The sequence below is a fragment of the Micromonospora sp. WMMD1120 genome, from assembly GCF_029626235.1.
Lineage (GTDB): Bacteria > Actinomycetota > Actinomycetes > Mycobacteriales > Micromonosporaceae > Micromonospora.
This window is the reverse complement of sequence record NZ_JARUBO010000005.1, coordinates 3,358,507-3,381,530: the sequence shown is the minus strand read 5'-3', so window position 1 is coordinate 3,381,530 and position 23,024 is coordinate 3,358,507. Positions and strand designations below refer to the sequence as shown.

Sequence of the window (23,024 nt, the reverse complement as noted above, 5' to 3'; positions counted from 1 at the left end):
ACAACGACCCGTGTCACTGTACGACGTACCGCGCGCCGCCGGCACCGCCCGCCGCGAGTCGGACCGGCCGAAGGTGGGATCATCGCACTGTGAGTAAGCACGGCACCGTCCGCTTCCGGCACAACCAGGCCATCCTGGTGGCCGCGATCGTCGCCTTCGTCGGCGCCCTGCCGCTGGCCAGCGCCCGGGTCTACCTACTGCCGGTGCTGCTCGTCCCGCTCGCCGTCGCGGTGTGGGCCTGGCGGGCCGGCACCGACGTCGACGCGCGTGAACTGCGGGTGCGGGCGCTGGTCGGGCAACGCCGGATCGGCTGGGACCGGGTGCTCGAACTGGTGACCGACACCCGCGGGCGGGCGGTGGCACGGCTGGACGACGGCCACGACGTCGTCCTGCCGGCCGTACGGGGGGCGGATCTGCCCCGCGTCGTCGCGGCGACCGGCCAGCCGCTACCCGACGCGCCGGCGGACGCGTCCGATCAGTAGCCGTCGACCACCGTGTTGATCAGCGGTTGCCCGGCGGCGAACCGGCGCACCTGGTCACCCACCAGTCGGTAGGCCCGGGGCAGCAGTCCCCGCACCGACCCGGCCACGTGCGGGGTGAGCAGCACGTTCGGCATCGCCCAGAGCGGCGAGTCGGCGGGCAGCGGCTCCGGGTCGGTGACGTCCAACGCGGCCGAGATCCGACCGGTGCCCAACTCGGCGACGAGCGCCTCGGTGTGCGCCACCGGCCCCCGGGCGGCGTTGACCAGCAGCGCCCCGTCCGGCATCGCGGCGAGGAAGTCCTTGTCGATCAGGCCACGGGTCTGGTCGGTGAGCGGGACCAGCACCACCACCACGTCCGCGTCCGGCAGCAGCCGGGGCAACTCCTCGACCGCGTGCACCCCCTGCTCCGGCCGCGCCCTCCGCGCGACCAGGGTGAAGCTCACCTCGAAGGGGGCCAGCCGGTCGCGCACCGCGGTGCCGATCGACCCGGCGCCGATGATGAGCACCCGCTTGCCGGTCAGCTCGTCGGTCGGGGTGTTCCCCTCGTACGCCCAGCGCCCCTCGGCCTGCGCGCGCACGAACGCCGGGAACGCCCGGAGCTGCGCGAGGATCGCGGTGACCACCCACTCGGCGGTGGACGGGTCGTGCACGCCCCGGGCGTCGCAGAGCGTGACGCCGGGCGGCATCCGACCGGCCCACGCGTCCGCCCCGGCGGAGAGCAACTGCACCACCGCGAGGTCGGGCAGCTCCCGCAGCAACGCCGTGGCGTCCGAGCCACCCAGGAACGGTGGCACCCAGACCCGGACGTCGGCAGCCTCGGACGGCATCTGGTCGGCGTGCTCGAACACCTCGACGGTGACGTCCGGGGGCAACTCGCCCAGGAGGTCCAGGCCGGCCCGGTGCGGAATCCATACCTTCACGTCCGCCGACGATAGTCCCCGACGGGGCCGACCGTGCGGGCACGGCGAGCACCGGCCCGCAGCGTCGGCGGGCGAGCGAGTCAGCGCACACCTATGTTCGGTTCGGTGGCGGGCGAGGTATAACGAAGGGCCGGAGAGCGGGTTCGCCTCCGCCCGGCAGACAGGTGTCCGATGACCGACGGCTCCCCCGCCACCACCCGGCGTTCGATCGACCCGCCCGCGTCGCTCGGCGACCCGGCGCGGCTGCGCGCGCTCGCCGACACCGGACTGGACGCCGAACCGGACGAGGCGTTCGACCGCTTCGCCAGGCTGGTCAGCGACCTGCTGGAGACGCCGATCGCGCTGGTTTCCCTGGTCTCCGCCGACCGGCAGTTCTTCCCGGGGGCGGTCGGGTTGCCGCAGCCCTGGTCGGAGCGTCGACAGACCCCCCTCAGCCACTCGTTCTGCCAGCACGTGGTGGACATCGAGGTGCCGATGGTGCTGCCGGACGCCCGGATCTATCCCCGGGTCCGGAACAACCTCGGCATCGAGGACCTCGGCGTGGTCGCGTACGCGGGGATGCCGTTGACCGACCTCTCCGGTCGGGTGTTGGGCTCGCTCTGCGCCATCGACAGCAAGCCCCGGGCGTGGACCAAGGCCCAGCTGCGTACGCTGGCCGACCTCGCGGCCGCCTGCTCGTCGGAGCTGCGACTGCGGATCGCGCTGGACGGCGCGCGGGAGGCGCAGCGGCTGGCCGTGCAGGCGCACGAGCGGCTGGAGTTGCTGGCCGGGGTGAGCGAGACGCTGGCCGGCACCCTCGAGGTGGGCACCGCGCTGCGACGGCTCGCCTCGACAATGGTGCCGCCGCTCGCCGACTGGTGCCTACTCACCCTGATCGGGCCGACCGGCCAGCACCGCGAGGTGGTCTCGGTGCACCGGGACCCGGCCCGCACGGAGGATGTCAGCCGCTTCGGTGAGCTGCTGCGCACCGGGTTGAGCTCGGAGTCGGTCATCCGCGCGGTGCTGCGCACCGGCGAGCCCCGGCTCGGCAGCATGGCGTCCCTGGCCGACGTGACCCGCGGCACCACCGACCCGGAGATGACGTCGATCGCAGGCCGCCTCGGCATCGCCTCCTACCTGAGCGTGCCGGTGCGCGGCGTCGGCGGCACGGTGTTGGGGGCGATCACCCTCGTCAACGGCCCGCAGCGGCAACCGTTCGACGATCGCGACCTGCTCACCGCCGTCGACATCGGCCGCCGCGCCGGCCAGGCCGTCGGCAACAGCTCGATGTACGGCGAGCAGCGGCACGTCGCCGAGGTCCTGCAACACAGCATGCTCCCCCGACTGCCGGTCGTGGCACACCTGGAGCTGACCGCCCGCTACCAGCCGGCGGCTGACCGGGTGGAGGTGGGCGGAGACTGGTACGACGCCTTCGTGCAGCCCGACGGCGACGTCATCGCCGCGATCGGCGACGTGGCCGGGCACGACATCGAGGCGGCGGCGACCATGGGGCAGTTGCGCAACCTGGTGCGGGGCAACGCCTTCGGCCGGTCGGACGAGGTCGGGGCCCTGCTGAGCAACCTGGACGACGCGATCCGCGGTCTGCGGCTGGCGACGGCCGCCACCGCGATGCTGGTCCGGCTCCGCCCGCAGCGCGGGGGTGTGCACGAGGTGAGCTGGGCCAACGCCGGGCACCCGGCGGCCCTGGTGGTCCGTGCCGGTGGCGCGGTCGAGATCCTCGAGGCGACACCGGAGCCGCTGCTCGGTCTGGCCCGTCCGATGCCCCGGACCAGCCGATCGATGAGCCTCGCCGCCGGCGACACCCTGCTGCTCTACACCGACGGGCTGATCGAGCGGCGGGACCGTTCGGTCGACGAGGGGGTGGCCGAGCTGGTGGAGCGGTTGACCGGCGCCGACACGCTGCCGCTGGACGAGCTGTGCGACCTGCTGCTCGACCCGATCCCGCGCCGGGAGGACGACACCGCGCTGCTGGCCGTGCGGGCGCGCTGAGCGGTCACCGGGGCCGGCCCGTCGGCACCGGATGGATCTCGACCGGCCCTTCCGGGCGCTCCGGGGGCTACCCTGGGCCGGGTGAGCGCCCGTCCCCCGTACCCTCGCCTCCGCCGCCTCCGGGTGGCCCTCGCGGCGTCCTGCGCGGCGTTGCTGTTCACCACCGGTTGCAGCTTCGGCGAGCCGGACCCCGACCCGGCCGGCGAGCCACCGAACCTGCCCACCCCGTCCGCGTCGGCGAACCCCGGCAGGGCCGGCCAGCAGGCGGTCACGACGGTGCTGGCCAAGGGCCTGCGGGTGCCCTGGGCCATCGCCTTCCTGCCGGACGGCGGCGCGCTCGTCACCGAACGGGACAACGGCCGGATCCTCCAGGTGGGGCCGGATTCCGGGCCGGACGGGCTGCGGGTCCGCCCGGTGCAGACGGTCCCGGACGTGGCGGCGGCGGGCGAGGGTGGGCTGCTCGGCATCGCCGTCTCCCCGGACTACGCCACGGACCGGGCGGTCTTCGTCTACTACACGACGGAGCGGGACAACCGGGTCGCCCGACTGCAACTCGGCGGACAGCCCACCCCGATCCTCACCGGCATCCCCAAGGCCAACGTGCACAACGGCGGTGGGCTGGGCTTCGGCCCGGACGGGCAGCTCTACGTGAGCACCGGTGACGCGGGCGAACGCCCGCTCTCGCAGGACGTGAAGAGCCTCGGCGGCAAGATCCTGCGGATCACCCCGGCCGGCCGGCCCGCCCCCGGCAACCCCTATCCCAACTCCCCGGTCTGGTCCCTGGGTCACCGCAACGTGCAGGGCTTCACCTGGGACGCCGCCAAGCGGATGTACGCCGTCGAGTTCGGCCAGAACACCTGGGACGAGGTCAACCAGATCACCAAGGGCGGCAACTACGGCTGGCCGGAGGTCGAGGGACGGGCCGGGGACAAACGGTTCACCGATCCGATCGCGCAGTGGGCCACCTCCGACGCGTCCTGCTCCGGTCTCGCGGCGGTGGACCGGCTACTGGTCACCGCCTGCCTGCGCGGCAAGCGCCTGTGGGTGCTGGAGCTGACCGACACCGGCACGCTGCTCGGTCAGCCCAGTGAGCTGTTCACCAACCGGTACGGTCGACTGCGCGCGGTGGCCGCGGCGCCGGACGGCTCGCTCTGGGTGGGCACCTCCAACCACGACGGGCGGGGCGACCCGGCCGGCGACGACGACCGGCTCCTGCGGGTGGTCTTCGCGGGTGGGGACGGCGGCCGCAGCTGATTTCGTCACCATCCGTTCAGGTTTGCCAAGATCTTTGAACGGGCAGGTCAGAATTTCAGCATGGACGGGCAGCGCGACGAGCGACACGACGACGCCGACGACCGGGACGATCCGGTCAGCGGCGGCGGCCGGACGCGACCGGCTGGCTGGTGGGCAGCCGCCGCCGGCCCGGTGCGTCGCGTCGGGCTGATCGTCGCGGTCCTCGCCGTGACGGTCGCCGGCACGCTGCTCGGGGTGCTCGCCGGCGGTCAGGTGGACACCGACATCGGCCCGTTCCGGGCCACCCTCAGCCTGTCCCCCGCCCGCGACGGCGGCACCACCGTCGACATCCCGCCGCTCGGCGCGCTGCTGCTCGACAGCCACGGCGGGCCGGCCCATCTCACCGTCCGGCTCGGCGCCCTCGACCAGGGGCGCACCGAGGCGCTGCTGGACGACCCGGCGAGCATCAGCCGGGCCAGCCAGAGCGCCGTGGAGGACGTCCGCTCCGGTGTCATGCGACTCGGCCTGCGGACCCTCGGCGCGTCGGTGCTCGTCACAGTGCTCCTGGCCGGGTTGATCTTCCGCAACACCCGCCGGACCGCCTGGGCGGGCGGGCTGGCCCTACTCATCACCGCCGGTAGCCTCGGCACGGCGGCGGCGACACTGCGGCCACAATCGATCGAGGAACCACGCTACGAGGGTCTGCTGGTCAACGCGCCGGCCATCGTCGGTGACGCCCGGCGGATCGCCAACGACTACACCAAGTACGCCGAGCAGCTCCAACGCCTGGTCGGCAACGTCAGCCAGCTCTACACCACCGTCTCCGCGCTGCCGGTGTACGAGCCGGCCCCGGGCACCACCCGCGTCCTGCACGTCTCCGACATGCACCTCAACCCGACCGGCTGGCAGCTGATCCGGACGGTGGTGGAGCAGTTCGGCATCGACGTGGTGATCGACACGGGTGACATCACCGACTGGGGCAGCGAACCGGAGGCGTCCTTCGTCGGCTCGATCAGCCTGCTCAAGAAGCCGTACGTGTTCATCAGGGGTAACCACGACTCCGGCAAGACCGCCGCCGCGGTGGCCCGCCAGCCGAACGCGATAGTGCTGAACAACTCGACGACGACGGTCGCCGGGCTGACCATCGCCGGCATCGGCGACCCACGGTTCACCCCGGACAAGAACACGTCGCCCGCCGGCAGCGGGCTGACCCAGCAGGTCGCCGACCAGGTGATCGGGGCCGGTCAGCAGCTCGCCACGACGGTCCGCAACTCGCCGCGGCCGGTCACCATCGCCCTCGTGCACGACCCGGCGTCGGCCGGGCCGCTCTCCGGCACCTGCCCGCTGGTGCTGGCCGGGCACACCCACTCCCGGCAGGTGTCCGAGTTGCCGCAGGTCCCCGGGCAGCAGCGCACCACGCTGATGGTGGAGGGCTCCACCGGCGGCGCCGGGCTACGCGGCCTGGAGGGTGAGAAGCCGACCCCGCTGTCGATGAGCGTGCTCTACTTCGACCAGCAGAAGATGCTCCAGGCGTACGACACCATCACCGTCGGCGGGACCGGGCAGGCTCAGGTCAACCTGGAGCGACGCCTGGTGGAGAACCCGGCCGCGGGTGTCTCCGCCACGCCCACGCCCACGCCCACCCCGAGCGGCGGCGGCACCGGCGCGCCCACGCCCACCCCGACCGGCTGAGCCGGCGGGCGGCCGGAAGGGCGACCTCCCCCTCGAACGTCACGGACAGTAGACAGACAGGAACCCCGAAACCGCCCCCTCACCCCCTTTGCTCTGCCGCCCAATCCGCACCAGTCACTGTCGGTGAACGCGGCCACGTTGCCGCCGGCGTGACCACGACCTGTCCGCGCTGGTCAAGCTCGTGGCGCATCGGCGGCGGCAGAGCAAAGGGCGCATGGGGTTTGGCGTTGTCGGCGGCTGTCAGCACCGTGGGTTGCGAACGCGCGTCACCCGTGCATCTCACTCAGAGTGACAGCACTCCTCGCCGGGGTCGGGTCAGCGCAGGGCGAGCGCGGCCAGGGCGGCGTTGACGATGCTGCCGGGCAGCAGGTCGTGCAGCTCGTACAGCTCGGCGACGCTGCCGGACTGGCCGAACTCGTCCACCCCGAGCGGCACCGCCGGAGCGCCGAGAGCCGACCCGAGCCAGGCCATCGCGTGCGACGCGGCGTCGTGCACCGTCACCACCGGCACCCGGTCGGCGAACGCGGACCGCAGCGCGCCCGGCACGCTCGGCACGGTGGCCGTGCGGACGCCCTGGCGCAGGGTGCGCTGCCAGGCCCGGTAGAGCCGGTCCAGCGAGGTCACGTCCACGACGTGCGCGGCGATGCCCTCGTCGGCCAGCTCCGCCGCGGCGGCCAGCACCTCGGGCAGCACCGCTCCGGAGGCGGCGAGCTGCACCACCGGCGCGTCGGCCAGGTGCGGGTACGCCTGGTGCGCGTCGACCAGCCGGTACGCCCCGGCGACCACCTGCCGGCGCAGCACCGCGTCGCCGAGCCGGACCCGAGCCGCCTCGAACGGGGCCTGGTCCAGGGGCCGGGTGCTCAACCGGAAGTAGTACGCGCCGTCCTCGGCCGGAGCGGCGGTCGCGGCCGGGGCCGAACCTCCGGCGATCTGCCCGAGCGCGTCGCAGAGCAGCCAGTCCAGGCTGGCCGCGTACGCGGGTTCGACGAAGGTCACCCCGGGCAGCTCCAGGCCCACCGAAGCGGTGATCGTGGACTGGTGCGCGCCGCCCTCCGGGGCCAGGGTGATGCCGGACGGCGTGCCGGCCACCACGAACCGGGAGCCGGAGTACGTGCCGTACAGGAACGCGTCCAGGCCGCGCAGCACGAACGGGTCGTAGACGGTGCCCACCGGCAGCAGCGGCTGCCCGGACAGGTCCCAGGACAGGCCGAGCTGACCGAGCAGCAGGAACAGGTTCATCTCCGAGATGCCCAGCTCGATGTGCTGCCCGGCCGGGCTCTCCGTCCAGCGCAGCATCCGGTCCTCGGTCCAGGAGCGCTGCTCGGTGGGCGCGAACACGCCGGTCTTGTTGATGAACCCGGCGAGGTTGGTGGAGGTGGCCACGTCCGGTGCGGTGGTGACCAGGTAGCGGCCCACCTCCCGGTCCCGCGCCAGGTCCACCAGCACCCGGCCGAAGACCTCCTGGGTGGAGATCGGCTTGGTTGCGCGTACTCCCGTGCTCTCCGGAACGGTGACCCCCAACGCGCGCTCGCGGGGCGCGCGGGACAGCGCCTCCCGGCGGGCGCCGGCCGTGATCCCGGCGGGGGACGCCGGGTCGAGGCGGTCCCACTCGGTCTCGGCGGTCAACCCCTGCGCGGCGCGCAGCGTGTCGACCTGCTCCGGGCTGAGCAGCGCCGAATGGTTGCGCGGGTTGCCGGCGATGGGCAACCCCCAACCCTTGACGGTGTACGCGAAGACGACGCTGGGCCGGTCGGTGACCGCGTCGCACTGGGCGTACGCGTCGAGCATCGCCTGAAGGTCGTGCCCGCCCAGGTCGGTGACGAGCGGGCCGAGATCCTCGTCGGTGACGTCGGCGATCAGCTCGGCGATGCCGGCCGGCGCGCCGTCGAGGAACTGCTTGCGCAGCGCCGGCCCGGTCAGCCCGAACAGCGACTGGTACTGCTCGTTGGGCATCGCGTCGATCCAGTCACGCAGCGCCTCGCCACCCGGCCGGGCGTACGCCTCGGCGAGCCGGCGGCCGTACTTGACCTCCACGACGTGCCAGCCGGCCGCCTCGAACTGACCCCGCCACTGGTTGATCCGGATGCCAGGGACCACACGGTCCAGCGACTGCCGGTTGAAGTCGACCAGCCACATGACGTTGCCCAGCCCGGTGGTCGCCGGGTCGGCCACCGCCTCCCAGATGTTGCCCTCGTCCAGTTCGGCGTCACCGATCAGGGCCACGAACCGGGAGTGCGGCCGGGCACCGAAGTGCGCGTCGACGTACCGCCGGGTGGCGGCGGCGAAGAGCGGGGCCGCCGCGCCCAGGCCGACCGAACCGGTGGAGAAGTCCACGGCGTCCGGGTCCTTGGTGCGCGACGGGTACGACTGGAGGCCGCCGCGCGCCCGCAGCCGGGGCAGGTAGGAGCGGTCCAGGTTGCCGAGCAGGTACTGGATGGCGTGGAACACCGGGGAGGCGTGCGGCTTCACGGCGACCCGGTCCTCGGCGTCCAGGTGCGCGAACCAGAGCGCGGTCATCGCGGTGACCAGGGAGGCGCTGGACGCCTGGTGCCCGCCGACCTTGACGCCGTCGCCGGTGGCCCGGTCGTGGTTGGCGGCGTCCACGATGCGGGTGGCGAGCCAGAGCACCCGCCGCTGGATCTCGTCGAGGACGGCAAGGTCGTGCTGGGTCACTGTGGCTCCATCCGGGCGTCGCCGTTGACGCCCTCGCGAGGGGTGCGGGGTGGCCGCGTGGTCGGCAGGGGTGACGGAAGGCCGCCGCCGGGTCGCGGCGGCGGCCTTCCGGGGTGGGTCTCAGCCCTGGACGCCGAGGCGCTCCAGGATCAGCGTGCGGACGGCGGCGGCGTCGGCCTGACCACGGGTCGACTTCATCACCGCGCCGACCAGCGCGCCGGCCGCGGCGACCTTGCCGCTGCGGATCTTGTCGGCGATGCCCGGGTTGGCGGCGATGGCCTCGTCCACGGCGGCGGTGAGCGCGCCGGTGTCCGACACGACCTCGAGGCCCCGGCCGGTCATGATCTCGGTGGGTGAGCCCTCACCGTCGACCACGCCCTCCAGCACGGTACGGGCCATCTTGTCGTTGAGCTTGCCGGCGTCGACCAGCCCCTGCAACTCGGCGACCTGGGCGGGGGTGGCGCCGACCTGGGCCAGCTCCACGCCGCTCTCGTTGGCCCGGCGGGACAGCTCACCCAGCCACCACTTGCGGGCGGCGGCCGGGGTGGTGCCGGCGGCGACGGTGGCCTCGATCAGCTCGACGGCGCCGGCGTTGAGCACCGACTGCATGTCCAGGTCCGACAGGCCCCACTGCTCCTGGAGCCGACGCCGGTGCACCCGCGGAAGCTCCGGCAGGGCGGCCTTCAGCTCGGCGACCCAGGCCCGGTCCGGGGCGATCGGCACCAGGTCCGGCTCGGGGAAGTAGCGGTAGTCGGTCGCCGTCTCCTTCGACCGGCCCGGGGTGGTGTCGCCGGTGTCCTCGTGGAAGTGCCGGGTCTCCTGGGTGATCCGGCCCCCCGCGTCGAGCACCGACGCCTGCCGCAGCATCTCCGAGCGGACCGCCCGCTCCACCGAGCGCAGCGAGTTGACGTTCTTGGTCTCGGTGCGGGTGCCCCACTCCGCGCCCGGCAGGTTCAGCGAGGTGTTCACGTCGCAGCGCAGCGAACCCTCCTCCATCCGCACGTCGGAGACGCCGAGGCCACGGATCACGTCCCGCAGCTCGGCGACGTACGCCCGGGCCACCTCGGGAGCGAGCGCGCCGGTGCCGGTGATCGGCTTGGTGACGATCTCGACGAGCGGGATGCCGGCCCGGTTGTAGTCGACCAGCGACTCGGTCGCGCCGTGGATGCGACCGGTCGCGCCACCGACGTGCAGCGTCTTGCCGGTGTCCTCCTCCAGGTGCACCCGCTCGATCTCGATCCGCACCGTCTCGCCGCCCACCTCGACGTCCAGGTAACCGTCGAAGCAGATCGGCTCGTCGTACTGGCTGATCTGGAAGTTCTTCGGCATGTCCGGGTAGAAGTAGTTCTTCCGGGCGAACCGGCACCACTCGGCGATCGAGCAGTTCAGGGCCAGACCGATGCGGATGATCGCCTCGATGGCGGCCTTGTTGGCCACCGGCAGCGAGCCGGGCAGGCCGAGGCACACCGGGCAGACCCGGGTGTTCGGCTCACCACCGAAGTCGGTCGGGCAGCCGCACCACATCTTGGTGTTCGTGCCCAGCTCGACGTGGGTCTCCAGGCCGATCACCGGTTCGTAGCGCGCGACGACCTCGTCGTACGCGGGCAGTGTCGTGGTCATGAGACGCTCCAGGCGCGATCCGGACAGAACCTGTCCAGCCTAATCGGGTTGCCCACCCCCGGTTCGCCGGGGTTTCGCCGCACACGTCGTGACCGACCCACCCCCCGCGTAGCGCAACGGCCAGCAGGGTAGGTATCGGTCATGACGAACACGGGGGACGGCACGGCGGCTCGGCGGCGCACGCGTGGACTGACCGTCGTCGCGATAACGCTGCTGCTGGCCGCCGTCGCGGCCGCGTTCGCCGTCGGGGCGCTCATCGACGACGGCGACGTGGCTTCGAGTGGCCCGCTGGCCTGGTTGCTGGTCATCTCGGCCCCCGCCATGGTGGGTGCCGCCGTCGCCCTGCTGGTGACCCGCTGGAGGCGAAGCGACCCCACCCGGTCGGTCGGCTCCGTCCCGGGCAGCCTGCGCCAGGTGAAGGCGGCCCTACGCGACGGGCGAACCACCGACCCGCGGATCGACGCGCTGGCCCGTAAGGAGGCGGAGCGCCAGGTCTCCCAGAGGTGGGTGAGCTGGATCTACGGTGCGGCGCTGGCGGCACAGGTGCTGCTGGTCGTCGGCACCGACAGGACGTCCACCCGGTGGGTGTCCGGGCTGGGCGTACTCGCCTGGGCGACTGCGCTCGGTCTGCACTGGGTTGCCATCCGGCGCGCCCGGCGCTACCTCTCCCAGCCGGCCCCTGATCAGGCTGGGCGGTAACCCGACCGGCCGATGATCACGAGGAAGGGCGGGATGTCCAACGAGAGATCACGGAAAGACGTGCAGCCGTCGATCCCGATCCGCGTCAGCATCCCGCCCGCCCTCAGAGCGTCGGCGGGGTGAACGTGCCGACCGCCGACTCCAGCGCGGCGGCGACCCGGTACATCCGGTCGTCGGCCAGCGTCGGCGCCATCACCTGGAGGCCGACCGGCAGCCCCTCGGAGAGCCCGCACGGCACCGAGATGCCCGGCCCGCCGTACAGGTTGGTCGGGATCGTGTAGAGGTCGGCCAGGTACATCTGGTACGGGTCGGCCGTCCGCGCGCCGATCGGGAACGCCACCGACGGGGTGGTCGGCGAGATCAGCGCGTCCACCCGCTCGAACGCGGCGGTGAAGTCGCGGGTGATCAGCGTCCGCACCTTCTGCGCCTGCCCGTAGTACGCGTCGTAGTAACCCGACGACAGCGCGTACGTGCCGATCATGATGCGGCGCTTGACCTCGGGGCCGAAGCCGGCCTCCCGGGTCAGCGACATGACCTCCTCCAGCGACCGGTTGCCGTCGTCGCCGACCCGCAGGCCGAACCGGACGCCGTCGAACCGGGCCAGGTTGGAGGAGCACTCGCTCGGGGCGATCAGGTAGTACGCCGGCAGCGCGTACGCGAACGTCGGGCAGGACACCTCGACGATCTCCGCGCCGAGCTTCGCCAGGGTGTCGACCGACTCGCGGAACGCCGCCATCACGCCCGGCTCGGCGCCCTCGCCGCCGAACTCGCTGACGATGCCGAGCCGCACCCCGGTCAGGTCGCCGGTCGCGCCGAGCTTCGCCGCCGCCACCACGTCCGGCACCGGCTGCGGGATCGAGGTGGAGTCGCGCGGGTCGTGCCCGCCGATCACCTGGTGCAGCAGGGCCGCGTCGAGCACCGTACGGGCGCACGGGCCGGGGGTGTCCAGCGACGAGGAGAAGGCGACCAGCCCGTAGCGGGAGGTGCCGCCGTAGGTGGGCTTCGCCCCCACGGTGCCGGTCACCGCGCCCGGCTGGCGGATCGAGCCACCGGTGTCCGAGCCGATCGCCAACGGCGCCTCGTACGCGGCCAGCGCGGCGGCGCTGCCACCTCCCGAGCCACCCGGAATCCGGCTCAGGTCCCAGGGGTTGTGCGTCGGGCCGTACGCCGAGTATTCGGTGGAGGAGCCCATCGCGAACTCGTCCATGTTCGTCTTGCCGAGCATCACCGTGCCGGCGTCGCGCAACCGCTGGATGATCGTCGCGTCGTACGGCGGACGCCACCCTTCCAGGATCTTCGACCCGACGGTGGTCGGCACACCCCGCGTGGCCAGCACGTCCTTGACCGCGACCGGCACCCCCGCGAGCGGGCCCAACTCCTCGCCGGCGGCCCGGCGCTCGTCCACCGCGCGGGCAGCGGCCAGCGCGCCGTCGGCGTCGACGTGCAGGAAGGCGTGCACCCGCTCGTCGACAGCGGCGATCCGGTCGAGGTGCGCCTGTGTCACCTCGACAGCGGAGGTCTCCCCGCCGGCGACCAGTGCCGCGATCTCCGTCGCGGTCATCTTGATCAGGTCACTCATGAGGCCACATCCTCGCTCAGGATCCGCGGGACGCGGAACCGCTGGTCCTCGGCGTCGGGAGCGCCCGACAGCGCTTCCTCGGGCGTGAGACACGGCGTGACCACGTCCTCCCGGAAGACGTTCGTCAGCGGCACCGAGTGCGACGTCGGCGGGATGTCCGCGGCGGCGACCTCACCGACCTGGGCGACCGCCTGGAGGATCACGTCGAGCTGGCCGGCGAACGTGTCCAGCTCCTCCTCGGTGACGGCGAGCCGCGACAGGCGCGCCAGGTGCGCGACCTCCTCGCGGGAGATGGCGGCCATCAGTGCCCCCTTCTGAAGTCCTGCTGGTCTGCGGTGTGCCGGCCGCGCGGCCGATGGAGCGTGACGCGCGATGACCGGAGCGAGTCTATTGTTCCGCTCCGGCGCCGACGTCCTCGACTCCCCCACCGCCGCCTCGGCGGCCGACGGCGTCCGACGGCGTCCGACGGCGGGCGGACCGGCGGGCGGCGGGCGGCTCCGCCGCCGTGCGGTGTCCGGGTCAGCGGGTGGGGCGACGATCGGCGGCGGCGCGCGGCTGCCCGCCGGTCGGGCGGACGGGCCGGTACCGGGCCAACCACGTGACCAACTCCTCGGCCGGCATGGGCCGGGCGTAGAACCAACCCTGCGCGGCGTCGCACCCGGCCGCGTGCAGCATCCGCCACGTCCGCTCGTCCTCGACTCCCTCGGCGACCACCCGCAACCCCAGCGCCCCGGCCAACTCGATCATCGACCGGACGATCGCGGCGTCGTCGGCGTCGTCGGCCATGCCGAGGACGAACGACCGGTCCACCTTCACCTCGGACAGCGGCAACCGGCGCAGGTGTTGCAGGGACGAGTAGCCGGTGCCGAAGTCGTCGAGCGCGATGGCCACCCCGATCCGGTGCAGGTGCGAGATGGTGGCCAGCACCCGGCGCGGGTCGGCCATCAACGCACCTTCGGTGATCTCCACCTGCAACCGCTCGGCCGGCACCCCGTAGCGCGCCAGCCGGTCCGCGATCTGGTCGGCGATCTCGCCGGTGTGCAGGTCGCGCACGCTGACGTTCAGTGAGGCGCGCAGGCCGATCCCGGCCGCCGACCACTTCGCCAACTGCTCCACCACGTCGTCGACCACGCGGCGGGTGAGCAGCCGCATGACGGCGCTCTGCTCGGCGACCCGGATGAGCTCCTCCGGGTCGACCATGCCCCGCCGTGGGTGCCGCCACCGCAGCAGGGCCTCCACGCCGACCACCTCGCCGGTCGCGATGGCGATCTGCGGCTGGTAGTACATGGTGATGTCCCCGGCGTCGTCGGCCGGTTCGCCGTCGCGGCTCGCCCAGCCGGTCGTCCCGATCGGGTGCCCACCCGAGCCCGGCCCCGCGTTGCGCCGCAGCGGGCCGCTTCCGTCGTTCGGCACGGGCAGCACACCGGCGTTGCGCGACCGCCGTCCGCCGCTCCCGGCGCGCCGGTCCCGGGCGGCGCCGGAACGGGCGCCGGTGACGGTGGCCCGGGCGTCGCGGCCCCGGATCGGGTCGGCTCCGGTGGCGATCCGGTTGATCAGCTCATCGGCGTGCGCCAGCGCCGGGTCCGTGCGCCGACGCCGCGTCCACCACCGTCCACCGGTCGGCGGCGCGCCGACGACCGCCGGCAGCACGGCATCGGGCGTCGTGGCGCTGGGCAACGCCGCGCCGTCACCGCCGCGCACCCCAGCCGTCGCACCCAGGGGTACGTCGACAGTCCGCTCCGCGTCACCCGACGCGCCGTGTCGGCCGTTCTCGTCGCCCTGCTCCCCCTCGGCACGCCCCCGGCCCGCCGGATCGGCGTCGAACGACAGGTCGCCGTGCGGGCCACGCTCGAGGACGCGGCGCAGGTCGGCGAGGAGGCCGAGCCGCTCGGCGGAGTTGTGGTCGGACTCGGGGGCGTAGACGGCCACCGTGTCGTTGCGGTGCTTGGCGTCGTACATGGCGACGTCGGCGTGTCGCATCAGGGTGGCGAAGTCCTCGCCGTGCTCGGGGAAGAGGGCGATCCCGATCGAGCCGCCCACGTCCAACGGCAACCCGTCGATCGGCACCGGCTCGGCCAACGCCTGGACCACCTGGTCGGCCATGTCGCGTGCCTGACCCACGTCGGTCAGGCCGGTCATCACGACGGCGAACTCGTCGCCGCCGAGCCGGGCGATCATCTGCGGCCGGGGCCGCACCTCGGCGAGCCGGGCGCTGACCTCGACCAGCAGCCGGTCGCCGACGGCGTGACCGAGAGCGTCGTTGACGTTCTTGAACCGGTCCAGGTCGATGAGCAGGAGCGCCAGTTGCCCGTCGGGCTCGCCCCGGGCCGTCCGCTCCGCGTGCAGGTGCACCTGCTCGGCCACCTCGACCAGCAGGGCCTTCCGGTTCGGCAGACCGGTCAGCGGGTCGGCGGCGGCGAGGTGCTGCTGTTCGACAGTCAACCGGGCCATCCGGTAGACGGCGAAGAGCGGCACCAGCACCAGTGGGATCAGCGCCGCGCTGACCCGGGCGGCGGCGACCAGCACCGGGGCCAGCAGCAGCAGCGAACCGGTGGAGAGCAGTTCGAAGCCGAGACCCGCACGGAGGGTGGGCCACCACCGGTCGCCGAAACGCAGCCGCACCGCCCAGCTGACCAGCCCGTAGTTGACGACGAACCAGGCCACCGTGGCACCGCCGACGGCGGCCACGTCGGTCCAGTGCAACCGTCCGCCGGAGAAGATGGTGCCCGACCCGAGCTGGATCACCCCGTAGGCGGCGGCGAGGGCGCACGCGTACTGGCCGACGTTGAACGCCGTCCGCCAGGCGGCGTGTCGCATCCGCCAGCCCGCGACGACGACCCCCACCGCCTGCACCAGCACCGCCGGGCCGAGACCCCAGCCGAGCAGGATCGCGAAGGTGAAGCAGGTGGACGGGAAGACGGCGGACGTCTGCCGACGCCCCGGCGGGACGAACGGGCGCGCGTCGCAGACGACGGCGAGCACGGCCATCGTCCAGAACGCCAGCGGCAGCCCCGGCAGGTCGTCGGGGAGCGTCGCCAGGGGTACGGCGGCGGTCGACGCGGCGACCACCAGGATGCCGCCGACGAAGGCGGCGAACGGTGCCACCCGTCCCGCCGGAAGCGAGTTGCGTGGGTCGGCGACCTCCACCACACCTCCCGACCGACCGTGCCGCGTGCCGGTGCGCACGCCGTGACCTAATGAAACGCCCTCGGCCCCCGGATTCCCGGTATGACAGTCACGAATCGGTCGTAGTCGTAATTAAGTTGGTATACGCGACCCGGCCGCCGCGCGGGCGCGGATGGAGATCAGTCACCCACCCGGGCGACGTCCCGTGCGGCGTCCGGGCCCGCGTCCAGCAACAGCCGGAACCCGTCCTCGTCGAGCACCGGCACCTTCAGGCTGGCCGCCTTGTCCGCCTTGGACCCCGGATTGTCGCCCACCACCACGAAGCTCGTCTTCTTGGAGACCGACCCGCTGACCTTGCCGCCCCGACTCTGCACCGCCTCGGCCGCCTGGTCCCGGGAGAACCCGGCGAGCGTGCCGGTCACCACCACGGTCAGCCCCTCCAACGGGCGCGGCCCCTCGTCGACAGCCTCCTCCGCCATCCGCACCCCCGCCTCGGCCCACTTGCGAACCACCGCACGGTGCCAGTCCACCGCGAACCACTCGCGGATGCTGGCCGCGATGGTCGGACCGACCCCGTCGACCGAGGACAGCTCCTCCTCCGACGCCGCGTCGATGGCGTCCATCGAGCGGAAGTGCCGGGCGAGCGCCTGCGCCGCGGTCGGGCCGACGTGCCGGATGGAGAGCGCCACCAGCACCCGCCAGAGGTCCCGCTCCCGGGCGACCGCCAGATTGTCCAGCAACTTGACCGCGTTGCTGCCGAGCGTGCCGTCCTTGTTGACGAAGAACGGCGAACGGGACAACTGCTCGGCGTCGAGCTGGAAGAGATCACCCTCGTCGGTGATGATCTCCGCGTCGAGCAGGGCGGCCGCGCCCTTGTAGCCGAGTACCTCGATGTCGAACCCACCCCGGCCGGCGAGGTGGAAGACCCGCTCGCGCAACTGCGCGGGGCAACTGCGGGCGTTGGGGCACCGGATGTCGACGTCGCCCTCCTTCGACGGCGCGAGCGGGGTGCCGCAGGCGGGGCAACTGGTCGGCATGACGAACGGCCGGGCGTCGACCGGCCGCAGGTCGATCACCGGGCCGAGCACCTCGGGGATGACGTCCCCGGCCTTGCGCAGCACCACCGTGTCACCGATCAACACACCCTTGCGCTCCACCTCGCGGGCGTTGTGCAGGGTGGCGAGCGCGACGGTGGACCCGGCCACGCGCACCGGCTCGAGGACGGCGAACGGGGTGACCCGGCCGGTGCGCCCCACGTTGACGTCGATGTCGAGCAGCTTGGTGGTGACCTCCTCCGGCGGGTACTTGAAGGCGATCGCCCAGCGGGGGGCACGGCTTGTCGACCCGAGCCGGCCCTGGATGGAGACCGGGTCGACCTTGACTACCACGCCGTCGATCTCGTGCTCGACGTCGTGCCGGTGCTCGGCGTAGTAGGCGATGTATTCCGCCACGCCGCCCAGGTCGGGCACCACCCGCCAACGGTCGCTCGTCGGCAGCCCCCAGGCGCGCAGCGCCGCGTACGACTCGGACTGGGCGGTCGGCTGGAACCCTCGGCGGGCGCCGATGCCGTGGACCACCAGGCGCAGCGGCCGGGAGGCGGTGACCCGTGGGTCCTTCTGCCGCAGGCTGCCGGCGGCGGCGTTGCGGGGGTTGGCGAAGGGCGCCTTGCCCTGCTCCACGAGACCCGCGTTGAGATCGGCGAACGCGGCGACCGGGAAGTAGATCTCGCCCCGGACCTCCACCAGCTCGGGAATGTCCGGGAACTCGGCGGACGCGGTGAGCTGGCTCGGCACGTCGCGGATGCTGCGCACGTTGGCGGTGACGTCCTCGCCGGTGCGCCCGTCGCCCCGGGTGGCGGCCCGCACCAGCCGGCCCTTCTCGTAGGTCAGGTTGATCGCCAACCCGTCGACCTTCAGCTCGCACAGGTAGGGCACCGGGCCGCCGGCGTCGCGCTCGACCCGCTCGGCCCACGCCGCCAACTCCTCGTCGGCGAAGGCGTTGTCGAGGGAGAGCATCCGTTCGGCGTGGGTGACCGGGGTGAAGTCGGTGGAGAAGGTGCCGCCCACCCGCTGGGTCGGCGAGTCGGGCGTCCGCAGCGCCGGGAACTCCGCCTCCAACGCCTCCAACTCGCGCAACTGCCTGTCGAACTCGGCGTCGGTGATGATCGGCGCGTCCAGCACGTAGTAGCGGTACTGGTGCTCGGTCAGCTCCTGGCTGAGCGTGGCGTGCCGCTCCCGGGCCTGCGGCGTCGGCTCGGCCCCGGCCGCCTTCTCCTGCGCCGGGCTGACCTCCTGACCGATCTGCTCCTCGGACACACCGCCACCTTCGGACACGCCTGCGACCTCCCTGATCACGCTACTCCGGCACGGTATCGGGCCGGTGGGACAATCCGTCGCCCGCCCGTGCCGCCAGCGCGTCCGGGTGTCGGGGACGGCAGCGGTGTGGTTGGCGGGCGACGTGGGCCGCGGCGTGCGAGGATCGCCGGACGGTGGCGGCCCGCGGATGGCCGGAGGTGGAGGTACGGATGGCCGAGGCGCTGCTCTGGTCGGTGGCGATCCCGCTGACGGTGGCCGCAGGATGGGCGTGGAACAGTTGGCGGCGCCGGGTGACCGAGCGGCGTCCGGGCACCCGGCCGGAGCGCGGCGCCGGTGACCGTCGTCCCACCCCGCCCCGGCCCCGGAACGCCGGCCGGCCGACCGCCGAACCCCGCTCGGCACGGGACGACAGCCCGGCGCCCGGTGAGATCTGGTGGGCCGATGTGCCGTACGCCGACGGCAGCGGGTCCAAGGTGCGCCCCTGCCTGGTGTTGCGCGTCGACTCCCGGGGCGCCGACGTCCTGAAGATCACCAGCCAGGACAAGAGCGACCGGGACGACCACGTGCGCATCCCCACCCGGGAGTGGGACCCGGGTGCGGAACACGACAGCTATCTCAGCCTGGCCGAGCCGATCCGACTCAGCCTCGCCGACTTCGCCGACCACGCCGGCCGGTGCGACGCCGACCTGTGGCGCGAGGTCCGCAGCCTGCGCCACCTCCGCACCCCCTGACCAGCGGCGCGCCCGATCGCCCTCGGCCCCGCCACGCCCGATCGGCCCCGCCACGCCCGGAAAGACCTTGAGCGACTCGGGTTCCTGAAAGTCGGGCTAACCCAAGAGCCGGGATACCCCGACGTCCAGAAACCCGAGTCGATCAATCAGCCACGCCGGGCCGGACCAGGCCGGCGGGCCAGGCCAGACCGCCGGGCCAAGCCAGACCACCAGGCCAAGCCAGACCACCAGGCCAAGCCAGACCACCAGGCCAAGCCAGACCACCAGGCCAAGCCAGACCACCAGGCCGGGCCGCCGGGCCGGGCCGCCGGGCCGGGCCGCCGGGCCGGGCCGCCGGGCCGGGCCACCGCGCCGGGCCGCCGGTCAGTCCCAGGCCGCGCCGAGCGCGGCGAGCTGGTCGGCGTACTCGATGCGGTCGGCCCACCCGTCCGGCCAGGCGGCCATCCCGTGCGCGGCGCCCAGGAACGCGCCGGCCAGCGCGGCTATCGAGTCGGAGTCGCCGGCGGTGGTGGCGGCTCGGGCCAGTGCCGCGACCGGGTCGTCCGCGTGCCGGACGGCGCAGAGCAGCGCTGTCGCCAACGCCTCCTCGGCCACCCAGCCCTCCCCCGTCGACCGGCACGGGTCGCCGCCGTCGTCCGGCTGCGCCAGGGCCTTGGTCAGTCGGCTTAGCACCGCGAGGCACTCGTCCCAGCCCTGGGCGATGAACGCCTCAGGTGTCTGAGCACCGGAGCGCTGCCAAAGGTCACCCAGCCAGTCTTCCCGGTAGACCAGGCGCTCAGACAGCGCCCGCTCGTGCAGGAGGGCCGGCAACTCGGCCAGCGTGCCGCCGCCGCGCAGCGCGACGACCGCGTACGCGGTGAGCTCGCTGGCCGCCAGCCCGGTCGGGTGGCCGTGGGTGAGACCGGCCTGCAACTGGGACAACCCGGCCAGGGTGTCCGGATCGACGTCGAGCAACCCGACCGGGGTGACCCGCATGTTGGCGCCACAGCCCTTCGACCCGGCCACGGTCGCCTCCTGCCAGCGCAGCCCACGGCTCAGCTCGGCGCAGGCCCGCAGGCAGGTCATTCCCGGGGCGCGGTTGTTGTCCGGGCTGACCGCCCAGGCCAGGAAGCGCTGCCGCAGCAGGGGCTCCACCGCCTGCGGGGTGAACGACGGGGCCTCGTGTAACGCCCAGCCGACCGCCAGGGCCATCTGGGTGTCGTCGGTGACCAGTGCCGGCTCGCCGGACAGGTCACGCGGCCCGGCCGGGCCGTAGCGACGCTCGATCTCGGCGACGGTCAGGAACTCGGCCGGCTTGCCCAGCGCGTCGCCGTAGGCGAGGCCGAACAGCGAGCCGGAGGCGCGCAGCGCGGTGGTGTGGATCACGGCGGCCATCATGCCCGGCCGCCGCAACCCCCACCGTCGGCTCAGTCCCAGCAGAGGCAGAACGGGTGGCCGGCCGGGTCGGCGTAGACCCGGAAGCCCTCGCCCTCACCCGGCAGTCGCCGGGCGCCCAGCGCCAGCGCCGCCTTCTCGGCGGCCTCGATGTCGTCCACCGTCACGTCGAGGTGGAACTGCTGGGGACGCTCCGGGTCCGGCCAGGCCGGCGGGCGGAGGTTGAGCGCCCGCTGGAACGCGAGCCGAGGCTGGTGCCCGGGTGGCCCGCCGAGCACCACCCACTCGTCATCGTCGGACTGATTCTCGGCGAAGGAGATGCCGAGCAGCTCGGCGTAGAACCCCGCCAGCGCCCGGGGATCCGGGCAGTCGATCACCACTGAACGCAGCTGTCCAATCATGACCGTCATCCTGCCCACCCGGTACGACAGGTAACCCCGAGGCGACCGGATACCTCAGGACTCGACGAACCGCCGGCCGGCGTCCCGGCAGGCGGCGAGCACCGCCCGCGCGTACCGCGGGGTGGCGTTGGCGAGGCCGCAGGCCGGGGTGACCACCACCTGCTCGGCGAGCTGCCGGCGGGGAAAGCCGAGGCGGTCCCAGAGCTGGCGTACCCGATCGGCGACCTGCGCGGAGGTCGGCCCGGCGCCGGCCGACGGCGGCCGGGTCGGCACGGCCCCGGCGAACAACCCGAGACCGGCGTCGATCGCCTCGCCCAGCGGGTCCAGGTCGGTGACGAGGTCCAGGTCGAGGGCGACCGCCACGGCCCCGGTGGAGCGGATCAGCTCCAGCGGCACGTCCGGGGCGCAGCAGTGCACGACAACGGGCACGCCGACCGCCTCCACGATCGTGCGCAGCAGCGCGGCGGCGTCCACCGACTCGACCGCCCGGTACGCGCCCAGCCCGCTCTCGGTCGGCACCGCACCGGCCAGCACCGCCGGCAGCGACGGCTCGTCCAGTTGGAGCAGCACGGACGCCCGGGGCAGCCGCCGGGTCACGGCGGCGACGTGGGCGCGTAGCCCTTCGGCGAGGGAGCCGGTCAGATCGCGGACGGCGCCCGGGTCCCGCAGCAGGCGGCCACCGATCGGCAGTTCCAGTGAGGCGGCCAGGGTGAGCGGGCCGCCGGCCTGGACCTTGATCGGCCCGGCGTACTCCTCGGCCTGCTCGGCGAGCTGGTCGAGGTCGCGTTCCATCAGGTCCCGGGTCCGCCGCAGGTCACGCCCGGCACGTGGGGCGACCCGCCACCGCCCGGCGTACACCTCGACGGGCAGGTCGACGAGCAGCCCGGCGGAACGCCCGACCAGGTCCGCACCGGGGCCCCGGGCCGGCAGCTCGGGCAGGTGCGGCAGGTCGGGCAGCTCACCGAGGACCACCCGCTGCGCTTCGCCGATGTCGGTGCCGGGCAGCGAACCGATGCCGGTCGCCGCGCCGGCCGGCCAGGGCCACACCTGATCTGTCACGGCCAAGAGGCTATCCCGCGCCCACCCGGGGTAGGTGGTCAGTCGGCGATGGTGGCCGAGCCGAGGACCACGTCGCCGGCCGGGTCCGGCCGGTACGCCACGACGGCCTGACCGGCGGCGACGCCACGGACCGGCCGGCGCAGCTCGGCGTGCAACCGGTCACCGTCGAGGGCCACTGTCGCTGGTACCACGTCACCGTGGGCGCGCAGCTGCACCTCGCACTCGACGGGCGCGTCCGGAACCGGGCCACCGGTCCAGACCGGACGGACCGCACGTACGTCGGACACCTCCAGCGCCTCGGCCGGGCCGACCGTCACCGTGTTGGTCTTCGGCGTGATGGAGAGCACGTAACGCGGCCGGCCGTCCGGTGCGGGCCGGTCGAGGTGCAGGCCCCGGCGCTGCCCTACTGTGTACGCGTACGCGCCGCCGTGGCTGCCGACGACCGCGCCGGTGGTGGCGTCCACCACGTCGCCGGGCGCCTCGCCCAGCCGCTCGGCCAGGAAGCCGCGGGTGTTCCCGTCGGCGATGAAGCAGATGTCGTGCGAGTCCGGCTTGTCGGCCACCGCCAACCCGCGCTCGGCGGCCTCGGCGCGCACCTGCGCCTTGGTCGAGTCACCGAGCGGGAAAATCGAACGGTCCAACTGCTCGCGGGTGAGCACGGCCAGCACGTACGACTGGTCCTTGGCCAGGTCGACACTGCGCCGCAGCAGCCCGTCGGGGCCCAGCCGGGCATGGTGACCGGTGACCACGGCGTCGAATCCGAGGGCCACCGCCCGGTCCAGCACCGCCGCGAACTTGATCTTCTCGTTGCAGCGCAGGCAGGGGTTCGGCGTACGGCCGGCAGCGTACTCGGCGACGAAGTCGTCGACGACGTCCTCGTGGAAGCGGTCGGCCATGTCCCACACGTAGAAGGGGATGCCGATGACGTCGGCCGCCCGCCGGGCGTCCCGGGAGTCCTCCAGCGTGCAGCAGCCACGTGCCCCGGTGCGGTAGGTCTGTGGGTTGCGGGCCAGGGCCAGGTGCACTCCGGTCACGTCGTGCCCGGCCGCCACCGCCCGCGCCGCCGCCACGGCCGAGTCAACCCCGCCCGACATCGCCGCCAGAACCCTCACCGCAACTCCCTTCCCCACC

Annotated in this window: 17 protein-coding genes; 6 read left to right on the top strand and 11 right to left on the bottom strand. The window is 73.4% G+C overall.

All coding sequences use genetic code 11. The features are described from left to right. The first annotated feature begins 89 nt into the window (after window positions 1–89). Window positions 90–482 (top strand): PH domain-containing protein, encoded by a 393-nt coding sequence (locus O7634_RS15985; protein WP_278150920.1) that lies wholly within the window; start codon window positions 90–92, stop codon window positions 480–482. Here the strand turns inward: O7634_RS15985 and O7634_RS15980 are convergent. After that, on the bottom strand, window positions 476–1,402 hold the full coding sequence (locus tag O7634_RS15980; RefSeq protein WP_278150919.1) for a 2-hydroxyacid dehydrogenase: 927 nt from the start codon (window positions 1,400–1,402) through the stop codon (window positions 476–478). The genes O7634_RS15985 and O7634_RS15980 overlap by 7 nt on opposite strands. Window positions 1,403–1,573: 171 nt before the next feature. On the opposite strand from O7634_RS15980, the gene O7634_RS15975 reads away from it, so the two are divergent. The 3 genes from O7634_RS15975 to O7634_RS15965 all read left to right on the top strand — a co-directional run bounded on the left by O7634_RS15975 (window position 1,574) and on the right by O7634_RS15965 (window position 6,316). Then, window positions 1,574–3,391: a GAF domain-containing SpoIIE family protein phosphatase gene (locus tag O7634_RS15975; protein WP_278150918.1), complete on the top strand. Its 1,818-nt coding sequence runs from the start codon at window positions 1,574–1,576 to the stop codon at window positions 3,389–3,391. An 81-nt stretch (window positions 3,392–3,472) separates the two neighbouring features. Then, window positions 3,473–4,645 carry a PQQ-dependent sugar dehydrogenase gene (locus tag O7634_RS15970; RefSeq protein ID WP_278150917.1) on the top strand — a complete coding sequence of 391 codons (1,173 nt, stop codon included), beginning with the start codon at window positions 3,473–3,475 and terminating at the stop codon, window positions 4,643–4,645. A gap of 60 nt (window positions 4,646–4,705) precedes the next feature. Continuing rightward, window positions 4,706–6,316 (top strand): metallophosphoesterase, encoded by a 1,611-nt coding sequence (locus O7634_RS15965; RefSeq protein WP_278150916.1) that lies wholly within the window; start codon window positions 4,706–4,708, stop codon window positions 6,314–6,316. A 315-nt stretch (window positions 6,317–6,631) separates the two neighbouring features. On the opposite strand, the gene O7634_RS15960 is transcribed toward O7634_RS15965, so the two are convergent. After that, window positions 6,632–8,989 carry a pyruvate dehydrogenase gene (locus O7634_RS15960; protein ID WP_278150915.1) on the bottom strand — a complete coding sequence of 786 codons (2,358 nt, stop codon included), beginning with the start codon at window positions 8,987–8,989 and terminating at the stop codon, window positions 6,632–6,634. A 120-nt stretch (window positions 8,990–9,109) separates the two neighbouring features. Beyond that, entirely contained in the window at window positions 9,110–10,609 is a 1,500-nt protein-coding gene (gene gatB / locus O7634_RS15955; protein ID WP_278150914.1) for an Asp-tRNA(Asn)/Glu-tRNA(Gln) amidotransferase subunit GatB, read from the bottom strand. A gap of 141 nt (window positions 10,610–10,750) precedes the next feature. Here gatB and O7634_RS15950 point away from each other — a divergent pair, with 141 nt between their 5' ends. After that, window positions 10,751–11,308, top strand: coding sequence for a hypothetical protein (locus O7634_RS15950; RefSeq protein ID WP_278150913.1), 558 nt, complete (start codon window positions 10,751–10,753; stop codon window positions 11,306–11,308). Window positions 11,309–11,411: 103 nt separating this feature from the next. Here the strand turns inward: O7634_RS15950 and gatA are convergent, their stop codons facing one another. The 4 genes from gatA to ligA all read right to left on the bottom strand — a co-directional run bounded on the left by gatA (window position 11,412) and on the right by ligA (window position 18,328). After that, window positions 11,412–12,887, bottom strand: coding sequence for an Asp-tRNA(Asn)/Glu-tRNA(Gln) amidotransferase subunit GatA (gene gatA / locus O7634_RS15945; protein WP_278150912.1), 1,476 nt, complete (start codon window positions 12,885–12,887; stop codon window positions 11,412–11,414). Next, entirely contained in the window at window positions 12,884–13,189 is a 306-nt protein-coding gene (gene gatC, locus O7634_RS15940; RefSeq protein WP_145785167.1) for an Asp-tRNA(Asn)/Glu-tRNA(Gln) amidotransferase subunit GatC, read from the bottom strand. The genes gatA and gatC overlap by 4 nt, the downstream gene beginning before the upstream one ends. A 217-nt stretch (window positions 13,190–13,406) precedes the next feature. Further along, a complete protein-coding gene (locus O7634_RS15935) occupies window positions 13,407–16,034 on the bottom strand; it encodes a bifunctional diguanylate cyclase/phosphodiesterase (RefSeq protein ID WP_278153985.1) in 2,628 nt (875 codons plus the stop codon). A 158-nt stretch (window positions 16,035–16,192) separates the two neighbouring features. Further along, complete coding sequence (gene ligA / locus O7634_RS15930) at window positions 16,193–18,328, bottom strand: NAD-dependent DNA ligase LigA (RefSeq protein WP_278150911.1); 2,136 nt, start codon at window positions 18,326–18,328, stop codon at window positions 16,193–16,195. A gap of 173 nt (window positions 18,329–18,501) precedes the next feature. On the opposite strand from ligA, the gene O7634_RS15925 reads away from it, so the two are divergent. Beyond that, complete coding sequence (locus O7634_RS15925) at window positions 18,502–19,059, top strand: type II toxin-antitoxin system PemK/MazF family toxin (RefSeq protein WP_278150910.1); 558 nt, start codon at window positions 18,502–18,504, stop codon at window positions 19,057–19,059. A gap of 363 nt (window positions 19,060–19,422) precedes the next feature. On the opposite strand, the gene O7634_RS15920 is transcribed toward O7634_RS15925, so the two are convergent. From O7634_RS15920 to mnmA, 4 genes are read right to left on the bottom strand one after another with little or no spacing between them, the layout of a single operon-like run. Beyond that, window positions 19,423–20,436 carry an ADP-ribosylglycohydrolase family protein gene (locus O7634_RS15920; protein WP_278150909.1) on the bottom strand — a complete coding sequence of 338 codons (1,014 nt, stop codon included), beginning with the start codon at window positions 20,434–20,436 and terminating at the stop codon, window positions 19,423–19,425. Between the two features lie 29 nt (window positions 20,437–20,465). Beyond that, window positions 20,466–20,834 (bottom strand): VOC family protein, encoded by a 369-nt coding sequence (locus O7634_RS15915; protein WP_278150908.1) that lies wholly within the window; start codon window positions 20,832–20,834, stop codon window positions 20,466–20,468. Window positions 20,835–20,888: 54 nt separating this feature from the next. Further along, entirely contained in the window at window positions 20,889–21,893 is a 1,005-nt protein-coding gene (locus O7634_RS15910; RefSeq protein WP_278150907.1) for a methionine synthase, read from the bottom strand. A 38-nt stretch (window positions 21,894–21,931) separates the two neighbouring features. Beyond that, entirely contained in the window at window positions 21,932–23,005 is a 1,074-nt protein-coding gene (gene mnmA / locus O7634_RS15905; RefSeq protein WP_278150906.1) for a tRNA 2-thiouridine(34) synthase MnmA, read from the bottom strand. Window positions 23,006–23,024: the final 19 nt, after the last annotated feature.